The following is a 25,173-nucleotide window of genomic DNA, read 5'->3' as shown; positions in this document are numbered from 1 at the left end:
CGCTATTCGCCTCCGCCTTGCGGCGCAACCCCTTGCGGACCGGCAAGCCCAGCCCGCACTGCCCGCTTGCACGGCGACGCACTCGCTGGCAAAGCGCGGCGCCATGACCGACCAATCGCCCGAAACCGCCCTCGACAAGACTTTCGATCCTGCCGCGATCGAGGCCCAGTGGTATCGCCACTGGGAAGACAAGGGCCTGTTCCGCCCCGAGCGCCCCGACGCTGCGCCCTTCACCATCGTCAACCCGCCGCCGAACGTGACGGGTAGCCTGCACATCGGCCACGCGCTCGACAACACGCTGCAGGACATCGTGATCCGTCACGAGCGCCTCAAGGGCAAGGACGCGCTGTGGGTCGTGGGCACCGACCACGCCGGTATCGCCACGCAGATGGTGGTCGAACGCCAGCTCGAGGCGAAGCAGGACAAGCGCACCAACTATTCGCGCGAGGACTTCGTTTCCAAGGTCTGGGAATGGAAGGGCGAGAGCGGCGGCACGATCACCCGCCAGCTGCGCCGCCTCGGCTGTTCCATGGACTGGAGCCGTGAGCAGTTCACCATGGACCCGCACTTCACCAAGGCCGTGGTCAAGGTCTTCGTCGAGCTGCACAAGCAGGGCCTGATCTACCGCGACAAGCGCCTCGTGAACTGGGACCCCAAGCTCAAGACCGCGATCTCGGACCTCGAAGTCGAGACCCGCGAGATCAAGGGCGGCTTCTGGCACTTCAAGTACCCGCTCGCCGATGGCGTGACCCTCGACAACGGGCAGGACTTCATCGAGGTCGCCACCACGCGTCCCGAGACGATGCTGGCCGACATGGCCGTGGCCGTGAACGCCGAGGACGAGCGCTACAAGTCGGTCATCGGCAAGGAGATCCTGCAGCCGATCACCGGGCGCCGCTTCCAGATCGTCGCCGACGAGCACGCCGATCCCGAACTGGGTTCGGGCGCGGTGAAGATCACGCCGGGGCATGACTTCAACGACTTCGAGGTGGGCAAGCGCGCCGGCTTCAAGGCGTCGGAAATGCTCAACATGTTCGACGCCGATGCGAACGTGGTGCAGACCGAAGACGGCCTCGTCCCCGCCAAGTACATTGGCATGGAACGCTTCGCCGCGCGCGAGGCGATCGTCGCCGAGATGAAGGAACTGGGCTTCCTCATCCCCCATGTCGTCACCACCAAGACCAAGGACGGCGAGACCGAGACCACCGAGCACGATGCGGAACCGCGCACGATCCAGACGCCTTTCGGTGACCGCGGCGGCGTTGTGATCGAGCCCTGGCTGACCGACCAGTGGTACGTCGATGCCGCCACCCTCGCCCAGCCCGCCATTGCGGCTGTACGCGACGGCGCGATCGAGGTCGTCCCCAAGACCTGGGAGAAGACCTATTTCAACTGGATGGAGAACATCCAGCCCTGGTGCGTGTCGCGCCAGCTCTGGTGGGGCCACCGCATTCCGGCGTGGTACACCGAGGACGGCGAGGTCTTCGTCGCCGAGACCGAGGAAGAGGCTCAGGCGCTCGCGGGCAGCAAGGCCCTCACCCGCGACGAGGACGTGCTCGACACCTGGTTCTCCTCGGCGCTCTGGCCTTTCGCCACGCTCGGCTGGCCCGAGAAGACCGACCTCCTCGCCAAGCACTACCCCAACGATCTGCTGATCTCGGGCTTCGACATCCTCTTCTTCTGGTGCGCGCGCATGGCGATGCAGGGCATCCACTTCATGGACGAGGTGCCATGGAAGAAGCTCTACCTCCACGGCCTCGTGCGCGCATCCGACGGCGCGAAGATGTCGAAGTCGAAGGGCAACGTGGTCGATCCGCTGGGCCTCATCGACCAGTACGGCGCCGATGCGCTGCGCTTCTTCATGGCCGCCATGGAAAGCCAGGGCCGCGACATCAAGATGGATGACAAGCGCGTCGAGGGTTACCGCAACTTCGCCACGAAGCTGTGGAACGCCGCGCGCTTCTGCCAGTCGAACGGCATCGTCGCCTCGACCTCGGTCGCAGCGCCCAAGGCGAACTCGGCGGTCAACCGCTGGATCATCGGCGAGGTCGTCGAGACCGTCGCCGAGCTCGACAAGGCCATGGCCGACCTGCGCTTCGATGCCGCCGCCAACGCGATCTACCACTTCGTGTGGGACAACTTCTGCGACTGGTACATCGAGCTGGTGAAGGGCAACTTCGACGAGGAGACCAAGCAGGTCGCCGGCTGGGTGCTCGACCAGATCCTCGTCATGCTCCACCCCTTCATGCCCTTCGTCACCGAAGAGCTGTGGTCGAAGATGGGCGCGCGCGAGGCAGAGCTGATCGTCTCGGCCTGGCCCGCCCCCGAGGCTTCGGTCGATGCCGAAGCCAAGGCCGAGGTCGAGTGGCTGATCGCGCTCATCGGCAACCTGCGCGGGGCCAAGGCGGAACTGGGCATCGCGCCCGGCGCGCGCCTCACCGCCTATGTCGCCGACGTCTCGGACGCGACCCGCGCGATCATCGGCGCCAATGCGACCGTGATCGACCGCCTTGCCCGCCTCGATGCGATCCACTTCGAGGCAGCCCCCGCAGGGCCCGTCCTGCAGGTCGGCGCGGGCGATGCGATGCTGGCAATCCCGCTCGAGGGCGTGATCGACATCGCCGCCGAGAAGACCCGCCTCGAGAAGGCACTGGCCGCTTCCGAGAAGGAAGCCAAGTCGCTCGACGGCCGCCTCTCGAACCCCAAGTTCGTCGAGAAGGCGAAGCCCGAGGCCGTCGAGAAGGCACGCGCCGACCACGCCCACCACACCGCCGAGGCGGCAAGGCTCGCCGCCGCGCTCGAACGTCTGGGCTGACACGCTACGGGGGAGCCATGCGGCTCCACCGCTCCTGCCCTGGGGGGCGAAGCGCCATCCCGGCGCCCTGCTTGTCTCCCACCGACACACGCGCCCGCCGGTACTGGCGGGCCGCTTCCCCAGTCGTGTCCTTCGCCGCCACTCGTCATCCCCGCGAAGGCGGGGATCCAATGCACCAAGACACCCCGGCCCGCACCACGAACGCCACGAAGCGTTTTCCTACAGGCCCCGAACCTGACACAGTGGCGGCGATGCCTCCCCCCTCCCTCCGCTCCCGCCGCGATTTCGCTTGCATGTGCCTGCAAAAGCGCCGCATGGGCGGGCTCGAGGCTTTTGCGCCTGTACCGTGTCAACTGTGTCAACCTGACCTCATCCAGACCGCCGAACGCCCATGCTGACCCTCGCCACCACCACGCCGGGTGAACCGGAAATCTTCGCCTCGCTGCAAGGCGAAGGCGCGAGCATGGGCAGGCCGAGCACCTTCGTGCGGCTCTCGCGCTGCAACCTCGCCTGCCACTGGTGCGACACCGCCTACACCTGGCGCTTCACCGGCGACAATCGCCCCCACGACGACGCGCTCGACTTCGCGCGCGAGGACAACCAGGTGAAGCTCGATGAGGCCGAGGTCGCGCGGCGCGTCGCCGCGCTCTCGCCCGACCGGCTCGTGCTCACCGGCGGCGAGCCGCTGCTGCAGGGCGCGGCGCTGGCGCGCATGGTGAGCGCGCTCAAGGCCCTGCGCCCCGGCTTCCACGTCGAGATCGAGACCAACGGTTCGGTCGCCCCGCATCCCGCGCTCGATCCGCTGATCGACCAGTTCAACGTCAGCCCCAAGCTCGCGCACAGCGGCAATCCGGCCAGCCTCGCGCTCGTGCCCGAACGTCTCGCCGCCTACGCCGCAGACCCGCGCGCCTTCTTCAAGTTCGTGATCGCCGAGCGGTCAGATCTCGACGAAGTGCTTGGCCTCGTGGCGAGCTACGACATCGTGCCCGAACGCGTGTTCCTCATGCCCGAGGGCCGCGACAGCACGACATTGCGCGAGCGCTCGCGCTGGCTGGGGGACCTATGCGCCGCGCACGGGTTCGCCTTTACCGACCGGCTCCACATCCACCTGTGGGGTGACACGCGCGGCACCTGAGGGGTTTGGGGGACACATGAACGAAGCATCGCCGATCCCTGAGGGCGAGATGGAACCGGCCGAAATGGAACGGCCCGCACCGATGCAGGGCGACCTCACCAGCGGTCCGATCCTCAAGACGCTGATGCTCTTCTCGATCCCGATGCTGATCTCGAACGTCCTCCAGACGCTCAACGGATCGATCAACGCGATCTGGGTCGGGCGGCTGATCGGCGAGAGCGCGCTGGCCGCGACCGCGAATGCCAACGTCATCATGTTCCTGCTCTTTGCCGCGGTCTTCGGCTTCTCGATGGCGACCACGGTGCGTGTCGGACAGAGCTTCGGCGCGCGCGACCTCGATGCCGCGCGGCGCACCTTCGGCAGCGGGGTTGGCTTCTGCAGCCTCGTCGCCGCGCTTGTCGGCATCGCCGGCTGGTTCTTCGCCGAGCCCCTGCTCGACGCGATGGGAACGCCGGGCGAGAGCAAGTTCCAGGCGCTCGCCTACCTCAAGGTGATCTTCGTCACCCTGCCCTTCGGCTCGGTCTCGATGATGGTCTCGATGGGCATGCGCGGCGCGGGCGATTCGCGCACCCCGCTCTACGCCATGATCATGACCGTGCTGCTCGACATCGCGCTCAACCCGCTGCTGATCATGGGCGCCGGGCCGGTGCCTGGCATGGGTATCGCAGGCTCGGCCGTCGCCACGGCAATCGCCAACTTCGGCGGCCTCGTCTTCCAGGTCTGGCGCATCTACCGCCAGAACCTGCCGATGCGCCTGCGCGGCGAGGAACTGCGCTATCTTCTGCCCAAGTCCGACGAACTCGCCTTCATCGTCACCAAGGGCCTGCCGATGGGCGCGCAGATGCTGCTCGTCTCCTCAGCCGGCCTGATCATGATCGGCCTCGTCAACCGCGAGGGCCTCAACGCTTCGGCCGCCTACGGCGCATCGCTGCAACTTTGGAACTACCTGCAGATGCCCCCCTTCGCGATGGGCACGGCGGTCAGCGCCATGGTCGCCCAGTCGATCGGCGCGCACGACCATGCCCGCGTGGACGAGGTCACTCGCGTCGGCATGATCACCAACCTCGCGCTGACGACCGCGCTCGCAGCCCTGATCGTCGGCTTCGACCGTCCGCTGCTCGCGCTGTTCCTCGGCGGGGACAGCCCGGCGATGCCGATCGCGCAGCACATCCAGTTGGTATGCACCGCCAGCTTCGTGATCGTCTCGGTGACGATGATCCTGCAGGGCACCTTCCGCGCCTATGGCGTGGTCTTCATGCCGCTGGTGATCATGTTCATCGGTCTGTTCCCCGGCCGTTTCGGGTTCTACTACCTAATGTACCCGAGGCTCGGCGGCGACGCGGTCTGGTGGTCGTTTCCGGTGGGATCGGTGGTGACGGTCGGCCTGACCTACGCGTACTTCTACCTTGCGAAGTGGCGCATGGTCGACTGACCGGCCGGGCCGCGCGGGGCGCTGTCAGCGCCCCTGCGTGCGCCAGCGCTGGACGGTGCGGTGGACCTGCTCTTCCTCGCCGCCAGCATGGCTCCACAACTGCGAGAACGAGGGGTCGGCCGAGGCCGGACGCTTGTATTCCTCGAGATCGTCGAAGCGCACGCGCATCGGGATCGCGGTACCCTCGCCGCAGATGATGCACTCGCGGTTGCGCAGCGCCGGGATCGAGTCGAGGAACCCGCGTGCGCCCTCGGGCATGGCAGCGCGCACGAAGGCCTGGTCGCGGTCGTTGTTGAGGCGCATCGAGATGATCGTGCCGCACTGCGAGAGCACGCCCTCGGCAAGGTCGGAGGGTCGCTGGGTGATGAGGCCGAGCGAGATGCCGTACTTACGGCCCTCCTTGGCGATGCGCGAAAGGATACGGCCAACCGAAGAGCCGTCGGCATGCTTCTCGCTCGGCACGTAGCGGTGGGCTTCCTCGCAGACCAGCAGGATCGGGCGGGTTTGCTCCTCGCGGCCCCAGACTGCGAAGTCGAAGACCAGGCGCGAGAGCACCGCGACCACCGTGCTGGTGATCTCGGTCGGCACGCCCGAGACGTCGATAATCGAGATCGGGCGTCCGTTCGAAGGCAGGCGGAAGATGCGGGTGATGAAGTCGGCCATGGTGTCGCCAACAAGCATCCCCGAGAACATGAACTGGTAACGCGGGTCACCCTTGAGCTCGTCCAGCCGGTTGCGGATGCGCATGTAAGGCGCGCTGGAGTGGCCCTTGTCGAGCTTGCCCATGGCGTTGGCGAGCGACGCCGAAAGGTCGGAGAGCAGGTAGGGAATCGGCGAGTCGACCGTGATCTTGCCGATCTGCTCTGCCAGCCGGTTCTTCGAACGGGCCTCGAGCAGACACTTGCCCAGGATCTCGGAATCGAGCTGGCGATCGTCCCCGCGCGAGGTGAGCAGGATCTCGCAGTGCTCCTCGAAGTTCATCAGCCAGTACGGCATCTGCAGGTTGGTCACGTCGAGCAACATGCCGGTGCTGCGAAAGGCCGAGGAATATTCGCCGTGCGGGTCGATCATGATCACGTGCCCCTCGGGCGCGTGCTCGCAGATACGATGCAGGATCAGCGCAGCGCTGGTCGACTTGCCGGTACCGGTGGAGCCGAGCAGTGCGAAGTGCTTGCCCAGCAGCGCATCGACGTAGAGGCCCGCGCGGATGTCCTTGGTCGGGAAGACCTTGCCCACCGAGATGCTGGCACGCCCGTCGCTGGCGTAGATCTGGCTCAGATCCTCGCTGGTCGCGGGGTAAACCAGTGCGCCCGGAATCGGGTAGAGCGTGACACCACGGCGGAAGCCGTGGATACGTCCGGTGAGGCGTTCCTCGTCGCCCTCACCGAGGAAGTCGACTTCTGCAACCATGCCGCCCGGCACGTCGTTGGCCTGCTTCTGGTTACGCACGCTCGCCAGAAGCCAGCCGTTGCCGACGCGCACCTTGACCTGGCTGCCGACCTGGCCGGAGAGCGCAACCGAAGGGTCGGAATCGCTCGAAATCTCGTTGAGACGGCCAAGGTCGAAGGCGATGCGACTGCCAGAGCCGCCGATTTCGAGCACGATACCGATCGGTTCGCGCCACGAAGAGCCTCGCTCCGTTCCATGCGCTGCGTCAGCCTCGCCCCTGCCAGCCGAAGCCGTGGTTCCGAAAGCGCCCATTCCCATCTGATTCATTGGTCACCGAACTGACTGCATTGCCCTTGGAGACCCAGGGTAGGAGTGGCGCAGTTAATTTTAAGCTAAGCTTGGTGCGCAAATATAGCGAAGAAGCGCGCGGCTCAGGTCAGCCCAAGGCAAAAAGCCGCCCGGCCAGCCAGCCCATTCCTACCGACACGAAAACTGCCAGAAGCCCATAGGCAAAGCCGTAATTCTCGGAAAAGTTGGCAATCGCGCGTTCGAGACCGAGCTTGCGCACCTCGACCTGGCTACTGGCGGATGCGACGACCCGACCGTCCGTGATGGCGAAAGTCTCTGCGGTATAGACGCCGGTCGGGACCTGAGAGGGAAGACGGATACGGGCCTGATACAGAACCTGTTCGCTGACCGAGACACCGCCTTCGTCCTCGCGGTAAAGACCCGCCTTGCGATTTCGCTCGACGAGGCCGCCAGCAAAGCGGACCTGCTCCTCGGGATCGATTGCGCCGATCGGCGAAAGCTGCAGCCACTTCAGGCCAAGCTCATAGATAGCGGCAGTCTTCTCGTCGACGATGTCGGCGATCGGCTTGGTCGAGGCGATAGCGTAATAGGAGGGTGCCGAGCGCAGTTCGGTGCTCGACGCATTGACCCAGATCCCGGCGACCTTCTGTTTCTCACGCAGCACGATCGACTGCGTCGGTCCCTTCAGGACGACGACAATATCGTAGTCCTGCGCCGCTCGCGAACCCTCTGGCGTCAGGATCGCACCAAACAGCAGCAGATCGGTGCCATTGAAGCCTTGCTGCAGGTTGATCTCGTGCTGAGAGACTTCGGGCACGAGAATAGGATCGCGCGCGCCGCCCAGCATGAGCACAGCCACCGCGGCAAAAACGAGGGAAGCAATCGCCCTCATAGTGGCGCAACAGTGTAGATGTCAGCGGGATTGTAGGTCAGCCCCAAAGCCATGCGAGCCGCGACCAGCAGGACGATCACTGCGAGAATCAAGCGCAGCCGCACCGGACTGGCTTTCTGCGCGAACTGGGAACCGACTTGCGCGCCCGTCACCGAGCCGAACAGCAACAGCGAGGCCAGCACGATATCGACTGCATGGGTCGTCAGGGCATGCATCATGGTTGTCGCGATCGTGGTGAACAAGATTTGCCACAAGCTGGTGCCGACAACGACATTGGCGCTCATTCCCAGGATGTAGAGCATGGCCGGCACGAGGATGAACCCACCGCCGATGCCCATCAACATCGTCAGGATGCCTACGCACATGCCCAATAGGAGTGGCGCGAGCGGGGAGATATAAAGACCCGAGCGATAGAAACGCCAACGCATCGGCAGGCTGGCCACCATCGGGTGATGCCGACGCTTCTTGGCCACGAGCTTCTCGCCGCTGCGTTCCGCACGGATTGCCTGGATGCTTTCCTTCGCCATCAGGCTCCCAATCGAGCCCAGCAGCACCACGTAGAGAATGGAGATAACGGTGTCGATCTGACCGATGCGTTCGAGCAACCGGAACAGCAGGGCCCCGATCCCGGTACCGACGATGCCGCCCGCGACCATGACCGTGCCCATCTGGTAGTCGACCCCGCCTCGACGCGACTGGAAGAAGACACCCGAAACGCTGGCGCCAGTGACCTGACTCGCGGCCGACGCCGCCGCAACCGTTGGCGGGATTCCGTAGAAAATCATAAGCGGAGTGGTGAGAAAGCCGCCGCCGACCCCGAACATACCCGAAAGGACGCCGGTCAGCGCGCCCAGACCGACGATGATCAGACCATTGACCGAGAGGTTCGCGATGGGAAGGTAGACGTCCATTTCGCATTTCTCGCTACCGCAGCATCGCGTCCGAGAAAAGCCGCGATTCAGAAACCTGCAGAAAGAGTAAGCGCTGGCCCCGTGTCCGGTTGCGCCTCGCCCGCGATCCTGAAGCGCCAGTCCAGCCCAAGCCTGCCATAAGTGCCCTTTGCAAGCGGCATCGTGACCGAGGCCGAAGGCCCCGCATCGAGCCGGGCCGCCCCCTTCTGCGCCCCCCCCCAGAGCCCTGCGCCAAGCCGGGCAGAGATACGGTCCAAACGCAGCACTTCGCGATCGGTGCGTAACTGACCGTCAAGGAATGGGGTTGAGAACCTCCCGGCGACGTAGCCTGCCTGTGCATAGGCCTCCAATTGCCCATCGAGCGGCAGCGAGATGGGAGGCAGCTGGCTTACCACCATGGCAGCAGGCTGAACGCGCCTTTTGCCCGACTGCTCAGTCACGCGCACCTCCATGGCTAGGGTCGCAGGAACCTTGGGCAGCGGCTTGGCAGACAGCCCCAACGCTGCAGCGGTCTCGCTCATTCCACCCAGCGTCGAGGTCGTGCGCAAATAGGCGGCAGGTGCAAGCGGATTGCCTTGTGCCAATCCATAGCGCAGCACTGCACCAGCCTGGCTCGCCCCATAGGTCGCAGGCAAGGCTCCGGGCGAGATCGCCCCTCCCGTTCCGCTTCGTAGCAGGGCCCATGCGTCTCCAGACCAGCGCCGGGAGCGCGACAATGCCGCCCCTGCGCCATCGTCCTTCTTTTGGCTGCGGCGACTGGCACCAGGCGCAAAACCTGCCGGCATCCCAGGGCTTTCCGGGAAACCGGCAGCCACTTCTACGGGCACATCGAAAGCCTGGACAGAGTCTCGATTTTCACCAAGGCGAGAGCGACCATCGGCGATAGCCCCTTCACTTGAAGGAGCTGACAACGCCATGGGCAACGCCGGGCGAACAGCGCCTGCCTCAGTTGCTGACGGCACTAGGGGCTGGCGCCTCACCAGAACCTCAAGCAACCAGTCCAGCGGGACGGTGATTCGTCCGCCTACATCCAGATCGTAATGCGAAAGCAGGTCCGCAACGGCGCTCGGATCGACCAATGCCCCCTCCAAGTCATCGCCAGTAGCCGTGCCGACACCCCGCCCTGGCAAACCGTCGGCCAGCACAGGCGGCACGGTTAACTTATCATCCCCCCGGCTAAGGCCTCGAGGCGCACCGGCCGCTGCGATTTCGGCGGCGCTGGAAGTCGCCAGCAATGGTGGCTCCCAATTGATCAACCGCCCACCCAGCCAGCCGGCAAGAACCGCGAGAAAGGCAACCAGCGGCTGGCCGCGCACTCGCAAGGTCGCGCTCATGCCGGCAGCTGCGCAGAAATGTCGGGCACGGCCGGATGATTATCGTGACTGGTCTTGTCCCAGGTCACGCTGCCACCGGCCAGGCTATGCAGGTAGCGCGCAAGGGCTCGGTATCCTGCCATGATCGCGATAATGTTGGCGACCGGCCCGCGCGGGATGGAACGAAGCCCTTCGCGCAAACCATATTCGTGCGCGGTAAAGGCAAACCGATTTGCCATGCGCCACACAAGGCTCGCCCAGCAGGCGATCAGCATCGCTTCCAGTACCGGCGAAAAAACACTCGCCTGCACCAAGCCAAAGATGCGCAAGCCTCCCAGTAGTCCCTCGAGCACCAGCAGTCCATAGGCACAGGCGAACACGAATGCAGCCAGCGGTCCGCGTCGATCGCGCAGTACCATCCACCAGTCGGCGAGACGGTTGCCCCAACCCAGACTGTCCCAGCCCTGAAAGGCGATGCCAAGAATCCAACGGGTCTTCTGTCTGACCGAGGCATCGAGGCTGGCCGGAAAGTAAGCGCGCGTCGCGACAAGACGCCCCTGTTCGTCACGAAGGCGCAAGTATCGAGAGCGACCACCCTCACGCCAGACGAGCAGTCCTAATTCGTAGTCCTCGGTCAGGCATTCGCTGGCGAATGGTCCCTCGCCACCCTCAAGCGCGCGACGCCGGGCAATGCGCTCGAGCATCTCGCAGGCAAATCCGCAGCCGACCCCGGCTGCCGGAATGCCTGCACCCAGCGCATCGCGCACGACCAGGACCTTGGCGTGGGCCTCGGTGAATTCATCGGTGTAATGCCCTGCAACCCAGCGCGAGCGCGGCTGCGGTTCGGGGCGGACCGGCAATTGCACATAGTCGCACGTATCGATCGCGGCATCGATTACCGCCAGTTCAGCAGGGTGAACCATGTCTTCAGAATCGTGCATCAGGATAAAACGGCTGCGCATGCTGCGCCGACGATCCTCGTCACGCACGGCCCGATAGAGACGGTTGAGGCAATCGGCCTTCGTCGTGGGGCCGGGCTTTTCGTGAATGACGAGCCTGACACGGGGGTCGCCGCTGGCAGCGGCAATGACGGAAGCGACGGTCGCTCCATCATTGCGGTAACACCCTATGTACAAGGTGAAATCGCGCTGATGCCATGCCGACAGGGCATGGCGGATGGTATGGCCTATGACCTCGGCTTCCTGCCAGGCCGCAATCAGTACTGCTGCAGGCGATGAAAGCGGCGCAGCAGCCTGCTTGTCGCTCACCCTGCTCACGCCTGCGCGCCCAGTCAGCTTCAGCCAGATCCACACCAGGTCCACACCGACATCGTCAAGCGTACCGGCCAGGAACCAGAACGCAGCAAACAACAGCAGTTCATGCTCTACCGCGAGAAGCCAGACCAAGACAGGATCGAGCATTGTCATCGCACCAAGGCCCCGCCACCCCACAAACCCACAGCTCGAAATAATATATCGAAATACAGTCGACCTTATTTCTCTGCAGATCCAATACAGCCCTCAAGAAGAAGAGCCAGATGAACACCTAACCATCCAATAGGAACATGGCGGATCGGAAACATCCAGATATTTTCAATAACTTAATTGATGTTAAGTTGCGCCGCAGCACGTTTGATCAGATCGCGGTTCTCCTACGCAAAACGGCACCGCCTAGGCGGTGCCGTCACAATGCGTTCCGTCGATGGGCCGGGTTACGCCAAGGCGAACTTAGACCCGCTCGATTACCAGGAGCCGGTATTGCCCATGCTGGCCCAGGGCTCGGCAGGCTCGAGCTTCCCGTTCTGAAGCAATTCTACAGAGATCCCGTCCGGCGTCTTCACAAAGGCCATGTGCCCGTCACGCGGGGGACGATTGATCGTCACGCCGGCGGCTGCCAGTGTCTGACACGTTGCATAGATATCTTCGACCTCGAACGCGAGATGACCGAAGTTGCGACCGCCTTCATAGGTCTCGCCTGCGCCGTCCTCGCCCGGCCAGTTGTAGGTCAGCTCGACTTCGGCGTCCTCCTGGCCTGGCGCGGCAAGGTAGATCAACGTGAAGCGCCCTTGCTCACTATCGAAGCGGCGAGTCTCCTTGAGGCCAATCAGGTTGAAAAAGTCGATCGTCGCCTGGGGATCGGTAACACGGATCATGGTGTGAAGGTATCTGGTCACGAATAGTCCTCGCTCGTCATGCAGCGGCGTCGAAGCCGCCTTTGGAATAAGTTGCCGGGGTCATAGCTTACTCAATGAGCGCCATCGCCCCCCCTGCAAGTGCTCGCCCTGCTGTTCCAGCCCGGCATGGGCAGAAATTCCGGGCATGAGATAGGTCCACAGATGCACTGTGCAAGGATTTCTAAACCAAAGGTAAAGGTTCGCCATGCGAGACAATGCGGGCAGCAACAGCGCCGGAACGGTATCGCCCGCGCTTGCCTGCCGCTCGCGGCGAACCTATAAAACCGGAATATAATGTTGGGAATCCTCAAAGACCTTTTCGCGCGGCCCAAAGTCGCAACACAACCTTCGGCCCCTGCCGGAGAGCGCATCTACGCTATCGGCGACATCCATGGGCGGCTCGACCTTTTCGAGCGCCTGATCTCGCAGATCGAACGTGACGAGCAGGCCCGCGGCAAAGCTCGAACCACTCTGATACTACTCGGTGATCTCATCGATCGCGGGCCCGACAGCGCAGGCGTCATCGACCTCGCCCGCAAGCTCAGCGAGACCCGCATGGTTGAGATTCTCCAGGGCAACCACGAGGAAATGCTCCTTTCGAGCCGGTCCGACGTCAATGCGTTGCGCAGCTTCCTGCGCTTCGGCGGGCTCGAGACGATTGCGTCCTATGGTGTACCTCCCGAAGACATCGCCGCGTTGTCCAGCGAGGAGGTGCAAGCCTTGATGAACCGCACGATCCCCGTGGCTGATTTCGATTTTATCCGCGAATTCAAGAAGCTCGTACGCATCGGCGACTATGTCTTCGTCCATGCCGGCCTGCGCCCCGAAACACCTATCGACATGCAGCTGGGGCGCGACTGCCGCTGGATCCGGGAGCCCTTTCTCAGCCACGATGGCGATTTTGGCGCCTTCGTCGTGCACGGCCACACGATAACGACCGAGCCCGATCGCCGCCCTAACCGTATTGGCATCGACACCGGAGCATACGTCCACGGCACCTTGACCGCGATCGGGCTGCAGGGAACCGAACAGTGGTTCGTGCAGGCGCACGAGGATTCCAGTACGCAGCCGGGCGCCCTGGAAGAAATTGCCTGAGCGCAGGGTCGAGCGCCATCCTGCTGGAAGATTGCGCTCGCCTGATAAGCGCGGCCTTGAAATGCCGGGGAGCCTGTAAGCCGGGTTCTGTACCGGGCGTGGTCTCCCCCAAGTTGCCTTGAACGGGGGACCTTACGCCAGGTGGCAGCCATTCCTCTTGGCGACATGTTGCCATGGCGCTCAAGCAACCAACCCGGGCTGCCTGGGTCCGAAACAGACCCGCCATTCAAGATGGCGCGCAGCCCCTATTCGGTCTTGCTCCAGGTGGGGTTTGCCTTGCCGCTGTCCGTTACCGGAAGCGCGGTGCGCTCTTACCGCACCCTTTCAGCCTTGCCTGTGAACCCGAAGGCACCATCGGCGGTCTGCTCTCTGTGGCACTTTCCCTGAACTTCGCGAGGCCTGGAAGCCCCACTCGTCCGGCGGGCGTTACCCGCCACCTTCGTTTCGCGGAGCCCGGACTTTCCTCGGCATGGGTAGACCATGACGCGGCTGCCCGGCTCCCCGGCGCTGCGTGCACTAGCAGGAAAATTGCAAAAGGGAAGCTTACCGCGCGCGACCGGTATCGCGCTCGAGCAGAAGCTCGAAGAGGATGCCGCCGAGTTCGCCGTCGATCTCCCCGTCGATCAGCCCCGGCCGCCAGCGCCGCTGGAAGGCGGCAACGGCTGCGCGTCCGTCGGAAATGTCATAGCCGAACCGTTCGAGCGCGAGGTAGAACTTGCCCGGGTTGTCGTAGAACAGGTTCATCTTCGCACGCGGCGTATCGAGCGCAAGGCCGAGCCGGGCCAGCCGGCCCCAGTCAAAAAGCTCACCCGGGTCCTGTTTGCGCGCGGGCGCGATATCGGAATGCCCCACGACATTGGCGCGCGGGATATCGTGGCGATCGAGAATGTCAGCAAGCAGCGGCAGCAAGGCATCCATCTGCGCTTCGGGAAAGGCACGATAGCCCCATTCGTGACCGGGATTGACCAGTTCGATCCCGATCGAGGCCGAGTTTACGTCGCTCTCGCCGCGCCAATAAGATCGTCCTGCATGCCAGGCACGCTTCTCCTCGGGGACGAGACGAGTGACGATGCCCTCCTCGTCGATCATGTAATGGGCCGAAACCTCGGCGGCAGGATCGCACATACGCTCAAGGGCGTCAGCAGCGGTCTTCATGCCGGTATAATGCAAGACGACCATCGAGACCGGTCGCTTGCGAGCGTTCCAGTTTGGCGAGTCCACGAGATGATTGACCAGCCACCGGTTCATCGTCCGCTATCCTCTTGCTTGGCGCACAGTCGTATTGCGCCGGAACACGCGTCTCGATCTATTCGCCGTCAGGCTCCTGGCAGGACCGCGCCAAGCACCAGCGCATTGTCTTCGAGCATGAACTGCAACTGCCCGCCCACGTCATTGGCAAGCTGGTTGAGCATGGCCGCGGGCGCGGTACGACTGGAAAGCTCGCTTTCAGGCATTGTTCCCTCCAGCGCACGACCGATATCGCGGTCGAAGGCGATGCGTGGGCCGGCCGCGCGCACAACCAGTTCCGCCGTGCCGTCCCCGATCTGCTCGGTACGCAGCTCCGCAGCGAGATCGAGCGTCCCACCACGCGGGAGTGCCTCGATCGCCATCAGCGCGAAGTTGAGCAGGGTCTTGATCGCGGACTTGGGCAGTACGTCGCTTCCGATCGACCAGTTCACCGTGATGCGCGCATTGTTGGCGACCAGCGCATCGACCAGAACCTTTGCCTCGCCGACCGCGATGCGCTCACCGAAACCGCCTGCCGCTCCGAAGGCGAGACGAAAGAACTTGAGCTTCTCGGTCGAGATGCGCGCGCTCTGCTCCAACAGCTCGAAACAGCGCTGGCGCATTTCGGGATCGTTCTCGTCCGCGAGGAGCTCCAGCCCGTTCGACAGTGCGCCGACCGGGCTGAGCATGTCATGGCACAGGCGCGAACACAGGAGACTTGCGAGGTCGAGCGAACTCGTCGTCATGGATCGGTTCTTTCCGTTCTCGTTCAGCCCGTCAGGCATGCGCCCCCGGGGTATTGTACATGGTCCGGCGCAGGATGATGTCGACGGGTTAGTTAAGCCCCTTCACACCACGCGGCAGGCAACTTCGTCAAACCCATTCCCGCGATCACGCCAGAAAGCAACATCATCGCGCGCAATGATTGCCCAAATCCGCAAATCGCCGGTGGAATGTTCCTGATCCGTGGTGGACGGCCGCGCAAGTCCCTGAGGATGCGAGTGATAGTAGCCCTGCACCTGCACGCCACCCTCGCGCGCCTCTCGGTGCGCGGCCAGCAGAACCGCAGGATCGATCTCGAAGAAGCGCTCCGGCACCTTCGCCAGATTCGCCGCCGCGCGGAAGCGGTCGATCAGGCCTTCGCGCCCGCCGAGCAGCAATCCACAACACTCCTCGGGATGGGCCTTGCGCGCTTCTTCGCGAAGAGAATCCAGAACGGCCCTTGTGACTTCAACTTCCATCCCCAAATGCTAGCGGCAATGGGGGCTTCGGCAAAGATCATCGAAGGAACGATCGGCCCGGCTGGTGGCCGGATCGACAAGGCGCTTGCGGAGGCGAGCGATCTTTCGCGCGAACGCGTCAAGGCGTTGCTCGCGGAAGGTCGCGTGACGCTCGATGGCAAGCCCGTCACGCAAGGCTCCGTCAAAGTCGCGCCGGGCACTGCATTCGCAATCGCGGTCCCCGAAGCCGCACCTGCTGAAGCCATCGCGCAGGATATCGCCCTCGCCGTCATCTACGAGGACGCCGACCTCATCGTCGTCGACAAGCCCGCAGGGCTCGTCGTCCATCCCGCAGCCGGCAATCCCGATGGGACCCTCGTCAATGCCTTGCTCCACCATTGCCGCGGCCAGCTTTCCGGGATCGGCGGCGTGGCGCGGCCGGGCATCGTCCACCGCATCGACAAGGACACCTCCGGGCTACTCGTGGTGGCCAAGACAGACGCGGCGCATGAAGGCCTGGCAGCCCAGTTCGCCGACCACTCGATCGAACGCGCCTACCGCGCGGTCGTGGGCGGACGTCCCAATCCCCTGGCCGGAACCGTGACCGGCGCGATCGGCCGCTCGAACGTCAACCGCAAGAAGATGGCCATCGTCGAGGATGGTCGCGGCAAGCACGCGACGACCCATTACCGCACGCTCGAACCGCTCGCTCATGCCAGCCTCGTCGAGTGTCGGCTGGAGACGGGTCGCACTCACCAGGTACGTGTTCACATGTCGTCAATCGGCCATGCGCTATTGGGGGATCCTGTATATGGACGCACACCCAAGCCGCTCAAGCCTCTCCTCCAGCGACTCGATTTTTCGCGTCAGGCGCTCCACGCTGCGGAACTCGGTTTCCTCCATCCCGTTACAGGAGAGAAGGTCCACTTCGAGAGCAGATTGCCCGACGATATGGCCACTCTGATCGATGAATTGCGACTCTGAAATCGGATTCGTGTGCTATGATGAACAGGTGGCCGCAAGCTAAGACGCCTCTTAAGGGTCTTTGACCGTGTGCCGACCTAGAAAGGACGGATGATAGTGAGCACAAAGCAACGCAACCTTCCGGCGATCCCCGCCCTTGGCGGCGAGCAGAGCCTCAACCGCTACCTGTCCGAGATTCGCAAGTTCCCCGTCTTGGCTCCCGAGCAGGAATACATGCTCGCCAAGCGCTACAAGGAACACGAGGATCCGGACGCGGCGGCGCAGCTCGTCACCAGCCACCTGCGCCTCGTCGCCAAGATCGCAATGGGCTACCGCGGCTACGGCCTGCCGGTTTCCGAGCTGATCTCCGAGGGTAACATCGGTCTGATGCAGGGCGTGAAGAAGTTCGAGCCCGACAGGGGTTTCCGCCTCGCGACTTATGCGATGTGGTGGATCAAGGCCTCGATCCAGGAATTCATCCTGCGCTCGTGGAGCCTCGTCAAGATGGGCACCACCGCCGCGCAGAAGAAGCTGTTCTTCAACCTGCGCCGGATGAAGAAGAACCTCGACGCCTACGAGGACTCCGACCTGCACCCCGACGATGTCGCGAAGATCGCGACCACGCTGGGCGTATCGGAACAGGAAGTCGTCAACATGAACCGGCGCATGATGATGGGCGGCGATGCCTCGCTCAACGTCTCGCTGCGTGAGGAAGGCGAAGGCCAGTGGATGGACATCCTGCAGGATGAAAAGCCGCTGCAGGACGAGATCGTCGCCGAGGCCGAGGAAAAGACCGTCCGTCACGACATGCTCGTCGAAGCGATGGACTCGCTCAACGACCGTGAGCGCGACATTCTTACCGAGCGTCGCCTGAGCGAGGATCCCAAGACCCTCGAGGAACTCAGCCAAGTCTATTCGGTCAGCCGCGAACGCGTGCGCCAAATCGAGGTTCGCGCCTTCGAAAAGCTGCAAAAGGCCATGAATCGTATCGCCACGGACCGCAAGCTGCCCAGCGCGGCCTGATTGAGCGGCGCCTGAGCGAGCATTGCCGCTTCGCCGCCGTTCTTGAGCCTTCAGGCCGAACAAAATTGAAAAAGGCCGGACCACCGTTAGGTGCTCCGGCCTTTTTCATGTCTCGACACCATTTCTCTAATTGGCGGGTCTGGCGCAGGTCCCCGGGATCGGTCTAGATCGCCCAAGGGGGCACAAGGCCTCCGCATCCGTTACACCCTCCCCGGAGCCAAGCTGCCCATGCGCCTCGTCGCCAAGATCGTAATCTGGTTCGTCGTTCTCAGCGTCGCGATAACCGCGCTATATCGGGTCGTGCCGCCACCCGTGACGGTCACGATGATCACCGATGCCAACGGTATCACCAAGGATTGGGAGCCGCTCGAGAACATCGATCGCAACATGGTCGCCGCTGCAATCGGAGCGGAAGATTCAAAGTTCTGCAGTCACGACGGTTTCGACAGCGATGCCATCGAAAGCGCGATGAAGCGCAATGCCGAAGGTGGACGCCTTCGCGGTGGCTCAACGATCAGTCAGCAGACCGCCAAGAACGTATTCCTGTGGCAGGGCGAGGGCTGGACGCGCTACCTGCGAAAGGGCCTCGAGGTCTGGTTCACCTTCCTCGTCGAGGCGCTCTGGGACAAACGGCGGATCATGGAGGTCTACCTCAATGTCGCCGAGACCGGGATCGGCACCTACGGCGTCGAGGCAGGCGCCCAGCGTTACTTTGGCAAGTCCGCGGCCAATCTGAGCCGGCTCGAGGCCGCGCGCATGGCAGCAGCCCTGCCCAGCCCCAAGACCCGTAGCGTCAAGAACCCACATGGTTTCGTGCGCCGCTATGGCAGCACCATCGCTGCACGCATCAACACTGTGCGTGCGAGCGGCTACGACGCCTGCGTCTACCAGTAGTCTCCCGCGACCCCGGAAGAGAGCCCTCGTCCACGATCTTCTTTACGGGGAAGGTCCAAGATGAGCAGCCCGAACCGGGCGAGCACGTAACAATGACAGGCAAGATCCCTGTACGTCGGCCTGCGACACGAAAAAGGGGAGAGGCCCGAAAGCCCCTCCCCTCTTTTTCGTGCCATGCGGCCTGATCGTTGAAGATCAGAACTGCATGATGAACGAGCCCATGATCGAACGCGGCGAACCGATGTTCACATAGTTGTTCGAAGGCGAGGTCAGGCCGGTCGAGGCCGAACCGATGTAAACCTCGTCGAAGAGGTTGTTGAGGTTCAGCTGGAAGTACGACTTGTCGAGGTTCAGGCCAGCGAGCGAGATACGAGCGTCGAGATCGACGACCGTGTAACCCGGCAGGCTGATCGAGTTGGTGTCGGTCAGGTAACGCGTACCGGTACGCTTTGCCTGTACGCCAAGGTCGACGGGGCCGAGCGAACCTTCGATGCGTCCACCGAAGCTATACTTCGGAGCACCCGACTGGCGCTTGCCTGCGGTGGCGGCAAACTCACCGTCCCCGATCTCGACGTCGTCCTGGATTTCCGACTTCAGGTACGAACCGAAGACATAGACCAGCACTTCGGGGATCGGACGCCAGGAGACGTTGCCATCAATGCCGTAGGTTTCGACCTTGCCGAGGTTACGGGTGATCGTGCAATCGCAATCGGCGTTGTAGGCACTGGCGAGGCGGTTGTTGTACCCGTTGTACCAACCCGAAACCTGCGCCTGAATGTTGCCCGACTGGAAGCGAAGCCCCAGATCAACAGCATCCGAAGTCTCGGCGACCGGCGGATTGTTGCTATAGAAGGTGCCGTAGAGCGCATCGGTACCGGGAACCGAGAGGTTCTTTGCGTAGCTACCGAAAACGCTGACTTCCGGGGTGAACTTGTAGGTCACACCGAGGTTGGGCAGCAGCTTGTCGTACTTGATGGTCTTGCTGCCCGGAGCGCCGTTATCCGGGTAGAGATCCAAGTACTGTGCGATGGCGGCCCCGCCATTCGGACAATTCACATTGCCGTCGGTGTCGGTGGTGACGCAGTACTGGTTCAGTTCGCGTTCGAAGAACGGCATGCGCGCGCCCAACTGGACAATCAGCGAATCGTCCATGAACGAACCGCGGTACTCGCCCGAAATCTGGTTGAGCATCGCGATCGACTTGCGGTTGCGCTTCTGCGGCGCGATGCCATCGGCGTCGAGGATCGGATCGTTGATCGGGAAGACGTCGTAGGGCTCGGCATTCGGCTTGAGGAAGCCTGCGGTACCGGTCTGGCGGTGACGCGCACGGTCGAACGTGTAGGCGACACGAACGCGATTGTTGTCGCTGATGTCCCACGTCAGGTTGGCGATGACGCCGAAACGACGCGTCTGGGTCTGGCTCGGCGAAAGGATGGTCACGTAGTCCAGCGTGTCGCCGTCACCATTGAGGTCCGTACCACCGAAGTAGTAGTACTGAGTCGAACGGGTGGGACGGGCCGGGTTATTCGGATCGGTCATGTAGAAACCGCCGGTCAGACCATCCGGTGAAAGACCTTCGTAACCCACCGAGGTGCCGCCACCGTTCGCCTTGACGTACTGGTAGCTCGGCTCAACGTTGAGGATCAGGTCATCAGCCAGCGTGAAACGCGACTGGACGCGAATGTTGCCGGTGTTCGACGGGTTGTAACGGCGCTCGAACGGGGTACCGCACGAGTTGTAGCTATCCTGTACCCCAAAGGTGCCCTCGACGGTGGTGCAGGGCGTACCGTCGTACAAGTCGTAGAAGCGATCACCAGGCTCCTGCACCCCGTAATCAGACAGGTCACCGTAGAAGCCAAATGGCGAACCGTTGAAATTGTTACGGTTCTCGTTGTAGTGCCCGGCAACCGAGATGAAGTCGCCATTGTCGCCGATCGGCTGATAGATCTTGGCGTTGTACTGCTGCTTGTTGACGCCGCCGTAGTTCGAGAACGTCGACTTGTTCTCGGTCGTCGAGGCGGAAATCCAGGCCTTCGTACCGAAATTCGTGATCTCGCCGGTCTCGATCTTGACGAAAGCACGATACATCAGGCGGCTGTCGTCATTGCCGCGAGCGATCACGTCACCCATCGACATGCTGGTCATGACGCCGAAGTCGTCATCCGGGGTCTTGGTCGAGATGTTGATCGTACCGCCCGCTGCCGACGCGGTCGGGCTGTCGACGTCGGTCGAACCGAGACTGACGGTCGCGGCCGAGATCAGCTCGGGGTCCACCATCTGGTTGGTGTACATGGCATAGTTGCCGGAGTCGTTGAGCGGAATACCGTCAATCGTCTGCGAAACGCGATCTGCACCGAAGCCGCGCACGGTGAACGAGCCACCCAGCGAGCCCCAGGGGTCGTTGTTGGTGAAGCTGACGCCGGGAACAAGGTTCAGGGTCTGGTTGATCGTCTGGCCCGCCTGCTGACGCGCGATCAGTTCCTGAGTGATGGCAACCTTGGCCTTCGGGGTCTCGGGAATGTCAATGCCGCCGACTGCGGTCTCGCGAAGGCCGCTGACAACGATGGCGCCTTCTTCGAACTCGGTCGACGCGGTCGACTGCGCGAAGGCGGGAATGGCGAGGAATGCGGTACCGACGGCGAGCGCGCTCGTGGCGGTGTTAAGAATGGACTGGAACTTCATCTAGGCCCCCTGAAAATCTCAGACTGGGTGGATGCAACTTGCGACGGGAGAGAGCCGCCACAGGTTTGCTGCGGCCGCTATGCGCAGGGCCATATGACAACTTTCTGACGGTTGGGATTCATTCCGTTCCCGCAGGCCAGCAATTTCAAGGCACAAACGTGAACTTTACCGTTATCCGAAATTTTTCTTCTTATTTTTCATAGCCTTGCAAGACTGTTGTAATTGTGCACTGCGGCAGAAATATCACTACGCAAGCCTTCTCGAATCTTGCGTAAGGGTACGGGAAATTGCCAAGGCATTGAAATGGCGATGACATGTTACGTCATAGCTTGATGCCTGGAGCAGCGGCTGCGACACCATCCCGCATGGATTCGCGACCAGAGACCGGGACCTCCCGCCAGCATCGCACAGCCAATGATCGGGACGACCACCATCATGGCCACGGGCATCAGCACGGCCATCACGGTCATCACGGCCACCATCACCATGTAACGCCCCCCGATGGCAAAGTCGGACGAGCCTTCGCAATTGCCGTGGGACTGAACGTAGCCTTCGTTCTGGCCGAACTGGCCGCCGGCGTCATCGGCGGATCGATGGCGCTTCTGGCCGATGCCGGACACAACCTGAGCGACGTGCTTTCGCTCATACTGGCCTGGACGGCCAACGTTCTTGCCAAGCGCCCACCCTCACAACGCTTCACCTATGGGCTCAAGAGTTCCTCGATCCTCGCAGCGATCGCCAATGCCGCGCTGCTGTGGGCCACTATCGGTGCCATTCTGGTGGAAACAATCCGCCGCCTCACCGACCCGGCTCCGGTCGAGGGCACGATGATGATGGTCGTCGCGGCCATAGGCATTGCCGTCAACGCACTCTCCGCAATGCTCTTCGCCAAAGGCTCGAAGAGCGACCTCAACTTGCGTGCCGCCTTCGTCCACCTCATGGCCGATGCTGCGGTCTCGGCGGGTGTGGTCGTTGCTGGCCTGGCGATCAGCGTGACCGGCTTCGCCCTGCTCGATCCGCTCACGTCGCTGGTCATCACCGCGGTCATCGCCTGGTCGAGCTGGGGGCTGCTACGCGATTCGCTGAAGATGGCCATGTTGGCGGTTCCCGACAGCATCGAGGCCGGAGCCGTTCGCGAACTCCTGGAGTCTCAGCCCGGGGTCACCCGCGTTCACGACCTGCATATCTGGCCGATGAGCACGACCGAGACTGCGCTCACCGCGCATCTGGTGATGCCAAATGGCTCCCCGGGCGATGCCTTTCTCGCAGAGCTCGCCGGCTTGCTCGCCGAGCGCTTCGACATCGGCCACCCCACCATCCAGATTGAAAGCGACCCTGCCGCCTGTTGCGCGCTCGAGAGCGACGCAGTGGTCTGACGCCCGGCGCATCGCTGCGGCCCTCACGGTATTCAACAGCACCGCGGACAAAGAAAAAGGGCCTGTCCGAATATCCCGAACAGGCCCTTTTGTCGATTTGGCGATGAAATCCGCTCAGGCGGCCTCTTCGGCCTTGTCGCCCTTGAGAACGCGTATCGGCTCCTTGCGGCCCGCAACGACGTCGGCATCGACAACGACTTCGGCGATGTCCTCTTCGGTCGGCAGGTCGAACATGGTGTCGAGCAGCAGTCCCTCGACGATCGAGCGCAGACCGCGCGCACCGGTCTTGCGATCGATGGCCTTCTGGGCAATCGCCTCGAGCGCCTCGTCGGTGAACGTAAGCTCCACATCCTCTAGATCGAAGAGCTTGGCGTACTGCTTGACCAGTGCGTTCTTGGGCTCCTTGAGGATCATCACGAGGGCCGCGATGTCGAGATCCTCGAGCGTCGCGATGACCGGCAGACGACCGACGAATTCGGGGATGAGGCCGAACTTCAGAAGATCTTCCGGCTCGCTCTTCTGGAGCAGTTCGCCCACGCGGCGCTTGTCGGGATCGGCGACGTGCGCACCGAAACCGATCGAACGCTTCTGGAGGCGGTCGCCGATGATCTTCTCGAGACCCGCGAAGGCGCCACCGCAGATGAACAGGATGTTCGTGGTGTCGACCTGCAGGAATTCCTGCTGCGGATGCTTGCGCCCGCCCTGCGGCGGCACCGAGGCAGTGGTGCCTTCCATCAGCTTCAGAAGAGCCTGCTGCACGCCCTCGCCCGACACATCGCGCGTAATCGACGGGTTTTCGGCCTTGCGGCTGATCTTGTCGATCTCGTCGATGTAGACGATGCCGTGCTGCGCCTTCTCGACATTGTAGTCGGAAGCCTGAAGCAGCTTGAGAATGATGTTCTCGACATCCTCGCCCACGTAACCGGCTTCGGTCAGCGTGGTGGCGTCAGCCATCGTGAAGGGCACGTCGAAGGTCTTGGCCAGCGTCTGTGCGAGCAGGGTCTTGCCCGAACCGGTCGGCCCAACGAGCAGGATGTTCGACTTCGACAGCTCGACGTCGCCCTGCTTGCCCGAGTGCTTGAGGCGCTTGTAGTGATTGTGCACGGCCACCGAGAGCACACGCTTGGCGCGCTCCTGCCCGATCACGTAATCGTTCAGCGTCTCGCAGATTTCGCGCGGCGACGGCACGCCGCCGTCCTTCTTGCCCGCGATCCCGGCCTTGGTCTCTTCGCGAATGATGTCGTTGCAAAGCTCGACGCATTCGTCGCAGATAAAGACCGTGGGGCCCGCGATCAGCTTGCGCACTTCGTGCTGCGACTTGCCGCAGAAGCTGCAGTACAGGGTGCTTTTCGCGTCAGATCCGCTCAATTTCGTCATTTTCCATCTATGCCCATTCTGGGGGCCGACTCGTACGAGTCTACCTTGTGACGGGCCGGTTTTGCAATCCTATGCGGTCAGCCTTGAGGTGGGCTGAAGGGGCGCTACGGCGAGTGCCCCTCCCTGCCCGTCACCTCTTGTCAGCCTTCCGACGGCTTGTCAGCGTCCGGCCTTGTTTCAAAAACCTTGTCGACGAGACCGAAAGCGAGTGCTTCCTCGGCCTCGAGGAAGGTGTCGCGATCCATCGCCTTTTCGATCTCGTCGAGCGACTTGCCCGTGTACTTCACGTAGAGATCGTTGAGGCGGCGGCGCATGCGCAGGATTTCGCGGGCCTGGATCTCGATGTCCGAGGCCATGCCCTGCGCACCGCCCGAAGGCTGGTGCACCATGATGCGGGCATTGGGCAGCGCGATGCGCATACCCGGCTCACCTGCGGCGAGCAGGAAGCTGCCCATCGAGGCCGCCTGGCCGATGCACACCGTCGAGATGCGCGGCTTGATGTACTGCATGGTGTCATGGATCGCCATGCCCGCCGTGACGACACCGCCCGGCGAGTTGATGTACATCGAGATATCCTTGGACGGATTTTCCGATTCCAGGAACAGCAGCTGCGCGACGATAAGCGAGGCCATATGGTCCTCGACCTGACCGGTCACGAAGACGATGCGCTCGCGCAGAAGGCGCGAGTAGATGTCGAAGCTGCGTTCACCCCGGCTGGTCTGCTCGACGACCATCGGCACGAGTGCACCGGTCACGGGATCGGTGGTGAATTTTCCTTGAGCGCCTGACGCGCCAAACAGGTCGAGCATTGGAGTCCTCATCTGGTTGCCCGCCTTATTTCGCGTGCCTATCCCCGATGTTCAAGGGCTTTAACCCATCAATCGGTGCATGGATTGGCACAATCGCATTGTGAACCGCCCCTCGGGCATGCACGCTGTCTCGCAACA

At 62.9% G+C, this 25,173-nt stretch carries 20 protein-coding genes and 1 other RNA gene; 8 read left to right on the top strand and 13 right to left on the bottom strand.

From position 1 onward, the window contains the following. Positions 1-103: 103 nt before the first annotated feature. The 3 genes from I5E68_RS05950 to I5E68_RS05940 all read left to right on the top strand — a co-directional run bounded on the left by I5E68_RS05950 (position 104) and on the right by I5E68_RS05940 (position 5,382). On the top strand, positions 104-2,815 hold the full coding sequence (locus I5E68_RS05950) for a valine--tRNA ligase (protein WP_197162023.1): 2,712 nt from the start codon (positions 104-106) through the stop codon (positions 2,813-2,815). Between the two features lie 391 nt (positions 2,816-3,206). Beyond that, positions 3,207-3,950, top strand: a complete 744-nt coding sequence (locus tag I5E68_RS05945; protein WP_197162011.1) for a 7-carboxy-7-deazaguanine synthase QueE — start codon at positions 3,207-3,209, stop codon at positions 3,948-3,950. Between the two features lie 16 nt (positions 3,951-3,966). Beyond that, positions 3,967-5,382 carry an MATE family efflux transporter gene (locus I5E68_RS05940; RefSeq protein WP_228726848.1) on the top strand — a complete coding sequence of 472 codons (1,416 nt, stop codon included), beginning with the start codon at positions 3,967-3,969 and terminating at the stop codon, positions 5,380-5,382. A 24-nt stretch (positions 5,383-5,406) separates the two neighbouring features. Here I5E68_RS05940 and I5E68_RS05935 read toward each other — a convergent pair whose 3' ends face one another. From I5E68_RS05935 to I5E68_RS05910, 6 genes are all read right to left on the bottom strand, one after another. After that, positions 5,407-7,098: an ATP-binding protein gene (locus tag I5E68_RS05935; protein WP_228726847.1), complete on the bottom strand. Its 1,692-nt coding sequence runs from the start codon at positions 7,096-7,098 to the stop codon at positions 5,407-5,409. 109 nt (positions 7,099-7,207) lie between these two features. Continuing rightward, positions 7,208-7,972, bottom strand: a complete 765-nt coding sequence (locus I5E68_RS05930) for a TIGR02186 family protein (RefSeq protein ID WP_197161987.1) — start codon at positions 7,970-7,972, stop codon at positions 7,208-7,210. Continuing rightward, positions 7,969-8,883: a sulfite exporter TauE/SafE family protein gene (locus I5E68_RS05925; protein ID WP_197161984.1), complete on the bottom strand. Its 915-nt coding sequence runs from the start codon at positions 8,881-8,883 to the stop codon at positions 7,969-7,971. The genes I5E68_RS05930 and I5E68_RS05925 overlap by 4 nt, the downstream gene beginning before the upstream one ends. A gap of 47 nt (positions 8,884-8,930) precedes the next feature. Further along, positions 8,931-10,217, bottom strand: a complete 1,287-nt coding sequence (locus tag I5E68_RS05920) for a hypothetical protein (protein ID WP_197161981.1) — start codon at positions 10,215-10,217, stop codon at positions 8,931-8,933. Continuing rightward, positions 10,214-11,623 (bottom strand): glycosyl transferase family protein, encoded by a 1,410-nt coding sequence (locus I5E68_RS05915; protein ID WP_197161978.1) that lies wholly within the window; start codon positions 11,621-11,623, stop codon positions 10,214-10,216. Before I5E68_RS05915 ends, I5E68_RS05920 begins: the two co-directional genes overlap by 4 nt. Positions 11,624-11,937: 314 nt before the next feature. Further along, positions 11,938-12,369 (bottom strand): VOC family protein, encoded by a 432-nt coding sequence (locus I5E68_RS05910; protein WP_197161975.1) that lies wholly within the window; start codon positions 12,367-12,369, stop codon positions 11,938-11,940. A 294-nt stretch (positions 12,370-12,663) separates the two neighbouring features. On the opposite strand from I5E68_RS05910, the gene I5E68_RS05905 reads away from it, so the two are divergent. Then, positions 12,664-13,464: a metallophosphoesterase family protein gene (locus tag I5E68_RS05905; protein WP_197161972.1), complete on the top strand. Its 801-nt coding sequence runs from the start codon at positions 12,664-12,666 to the stop codon at positions 13,462-13,464. A gap of 60 nt (positions 13,465-13,524) precedes the next feature. Here the strand turns inward: I5E68_RS05905 and rnpB are convergent. The 4 genes from rnpB to I5E68_RS05885 all read right to left on the bottom strand — a co-directional run bounded on the left by rnpB (position 13,525) and on the right by I5E68_RS05885 (position 15,932). Then, positions 13,525-13,969: RNase P RNA component class A (rnpB, locus tag I5E68_RS05900), an RNA gene on the bottom strand. A 38-nt stretch (positions 13,970-14,007) separates the two neighbouring features. Next, the gene (locus tag I5E68_RS05895) at positions 14,008-14,712 is read right to left on the bottom strand and encodes an N-acetylmuramoyl-L-alanine amidase (protein ID WP_197161968.1); all 705 of its coding nucleotides are present in this window, start codon (positions 14,710-14,712) and stop codon (positions 14,008-14,010) included. A gap of 68 nt (positions 14,713-14,780) precedes the next feature. Beyond that, positions 14,781-15,437 carry a histidine phosphotransferase family protein gene (locus tag I5E68_RS05890; protein ID WP_197161965.1) on the bottom strand — a complete coding sequence of 219 codons (657 nt, stop codon included), beginning with the start codon at positions 15,435-15,437 and terminating at the stop codon, positions 14,781-14,783. A gap of 102 nt (positions 15,438-15,539) precedes the next feature. Beyond that, the gene (locus tag I5E68_RS05885; protein ID WP_197161962.1) at positions 15,540-15,932 is read right to left on the bottom strand and encodes a M67 family metallopeptidase; all 393 of its coding nucleotides are present in this window, start codon (positions 15,930-15,932) and stop codon (positions 15,540-15,542) included. Positions 15,933-15,950: 18 nt separating this feature from the next. Between I5E68_RS05885 and I5E68_RS05880 the strand changes: the two genes are divergently transcribed. The 3 genes from I5E68_RS05880 to mtgA all read left to right on the top strand — a co-directional run bounded on the left by I5E68_RS05880 (position 15,951) and on the right by mtgA (position 18,791). Further along, positions 15,951-16,895 carry an RluA family pseudouridine synthase gene (locus tag I5E68_RS05880; protein ID WP_197161959.1) on the top strand — a complete coding sequence of 315 codons (945 nt, stop codon included), beginning with the start codon at positions 15,951-15,953 and terminating at the stop codon, positions 16,893-16,895. Between the two features lie 90 nt (positions 16,896-16,985). Further along, positions 16,986-17,897, top strand: a complete 912-nt coding sequence (gene rpoH / locus I5E68_RS05875; protein ID WP_197161956.1) for an RNA polymerase sigma factor RpoH — start codon at positions 16,986-16,988, stop codon at positions 17,895-17,897. A 228-nt stretch (positions 17,898-18,125) separates the two neighbouring features. After that, positions 18,126-18,791 carry a monofunctional biosynthetic peptidoglycan transglycosylase gene (gene mtgA, locus I5E68_RS05870; RefSeq protein WP_197161953.1) on the top strand — a complete coding sequence of 222 codons (666 nt, stop codon included), beginning with the start codon at positions 18,126-18,128 and terminating at the stop codon, positions 18,789-18,791. A gap of 195 nt (positions 18,792-18,986) precedes the next feature. On the opposite strand, the gene I5E68_RS05865 is transcribed toward mtgA, so the two are convergent. Further along, positions 18,987-21,473 carry a TonB-dependent receptor gene (locus I5E68_RS05865; protein WP_197161950.1) on the bottom strand — a complete coding sequence of 829 codons (2,487 nt, stop codon included), beginning with the start codon at positions 21,471-21,473 and terminating at the stop codon, positions 18,987-18,989. 365 nt (positions 21,474-21,838) lie between these two features. On the opposite strand from I5E68_RS05865, the gene I5E68_RS05860 reads away from it, so the two are divergent. Further along, a complete protein-coding gene (locus tag I5E68_RS05860; RefSeq protein ID WP_197161947.1) occupies positions 21,839-22,849 on the top strand; it encodes a cation diffusion facilitator family transporter in 1,011 nt (336 codons plus the stop codon). Between the two features lie 114 nt (positions 22,850-22,963). Here the strand turns inward: I5E68_RS05860 and clpX are convergent, their stop codons facing one another. Further along, the gene (gene clpX / locus I5E68_RS05855; protein WP_197161944.1) at positions 22,964-24,226 is read right to left on the bottom strand and encodes an ATP-dependent Clp protease ATP-binding subunit ClpX; all 1,263 of its coding nucleotides are present in this window, start codon (positions 24,224-24,226) and stop codon (positions 22,964-22,966) included. A 140-nt stretch (positions 24,227-24,366) separates the two neighbouring features. Continuing rightward, entirely contained in the window at positions 24,367-25,035 is a 669-nt protein-coding gene (gene clpP, locus I5E68_RS05850; protein WP_197164613.1) for an ATP-dependent Clp endopeptidase proteolytic subunit ClpP, read from the bottom strand. Positions 25,036-25,173: the final 138 nt, after the last annotated feature.

It is taken from the genome of Novosphingobium aureum (assembly GCF_015865035.1).
In the GTDB taxonomy this organism is placed as follows: Bacteria; Pseudomonadota; Alphaproteobacteria; order Sphingomonadales; family Sphingomonadaceae; genus Novosphingobium; species Novosphingobium aureum.
This window is presented reverse-complemented; position numbering and strand designations above follow the sequence as displayed.

What these genes read in the sequence shown, in the direction of transcription:
- I5E68_RS05950 (WP_197162023.1), top strand. Translation starts at nt 104, where the DNA reads ATGACCGACCAATCGCCCGAAACCGCCCTCGACAAGACTTTCGATCCT.
- I5E68_RS05945 (WP_197162011.1), top strand. Translation starts at nt 3,207, where the DNA reads ATGCTGACCCTCGCCACCACCACGCCGGGTGAACCGGAAATCTTCGCC.
- I5E68_RS05940 (WP_228726848.1), top strand. Translation starts at nt 3,967, where the DNA reads ATGAACGAAGCATCGCCGATCCCTGAGGGCGAGATGGAACCGGCCGAA.
- I5E68_RS05935 (WP_228726847.1), bottom strand. Translation starts at nt 7,098, where the DNA reads ATGAATCAGATGGGAATGGGCGCTTTCGGAACCACGGCTTCGGCTGGC.
- I5E68_RS05930 (WP_197161987.1), bottom strand. Translation starts at nt 7,972, where the DNA reads ATGAGGGCGATTGCTTCCCTCGTTTTTGCCGCGGTGGCTGTGCTCATG.
- I5E68_RS05925 (WP_197161984.1), bottom strand. Translation starts at nt 8,883, where the DNA reads ATGGACGTCTACCTTCCCATCGCGAACCTCTCGGTCAATGGTCTGATC.
- I5E68_RS05920 (WP_197161981.1), bottom strand. Translation starts at nt 10,217, where the DNA reads ATGAGCGCGACCTTGCGAGTGCGCGGCCAGCCGCTGGTTGCCTTTCTC.
- I5E68_RS05915 (WP_197161978.1), bottom strand. Translation starts at nt 11,623, where the DNA reads ATGACAATGCTCGATCCTGTCTTGGTCTGGCTTCTCGCGGTAGAGCAT.
- I5E68_RS05905 (WP_197161972.1), top strand. Translation starts at nt 12,664, where the DNA reads ATGTTGGGAATCCTCAAAGACCTTTTCGCGCGGCCCAAAGTCGCAACA.
- I5E68_RS05895 (WP_197161968.1), bottom strand. Translation starts at nt 14,712, where the DNA reads ATGAACCGGTGGCTGGTCAATCATCTCGTGGACTCGCCAAACTGGAAC.
- I5E68_RS05890 (WP_197161965.1), bottom strand. Translation starts at nt 15,437, where the DNA reads ATGACGACGAGTTCGCTCGACCTCGCAAGTCTCCTGTGTTCGCGCCTG.
- I5E68_RS05885 (WP_197161962.1), bottom strand. Translation starts at nt 15,932, where the DNA reads ATGGAAGTTGAAGTCACAAGGGCCGTTCTGGATTCTCTTCGCGAAGAA.
- I5E68_RS05880 (WP_197161959.1), top strand. Translation starts at nt 15,951, where the DNA reads ATGGGGGCTTCGGCAAAGATCATCGAAGGAACGATCGGCCCGGCTGGT.
- rpoH (WP_197161956.1), top strand. Translation starts at nt 16,986, where the DNA reads ATGATAGTGAGCACAAAGCAACGCAACCTTCCGGCGATCCCCGCCCTT.
- mtgA (WP_197161953.1), top strand. Translation starts at nt 18,126, where the DNA reads ATGCGCCTCGTCGCCAAGATCGTAATCTGGTTCGTCGTTCTCAGCGTC.
- I5E68_RS05865 (WP_197161950.1), bottom strand. Translation starts at nt 21,473, where the DNA reads ATGAAGTTCCAGTCCATTCTTAACACCGCCACGAGCGCGCTCGCCGTC.
- I5E68_RS05860 (WP_197161947.1), top strand. Translation starts at nt 21,839, where the DNA reads ATGGATTCGCGACCAGAGACCGGGACCTCCCGCCAGCATCGCACAGCC.
- clpX (WP_197161944.1), bottom strand. Translation starts at nt 24,226, where the DNA reads ATGACGAAATTGAGCGGATCTGACGCGAAAAGCACCCTGTACTGCAGC.
- clpP (WP_197164613.1), bottom strand. Translation starts at nt 25,035, where the DNA reads ATGCTCGACCTGTTTGGCGCGTCAGGCGCTCAAGGAAAATTCACCACC.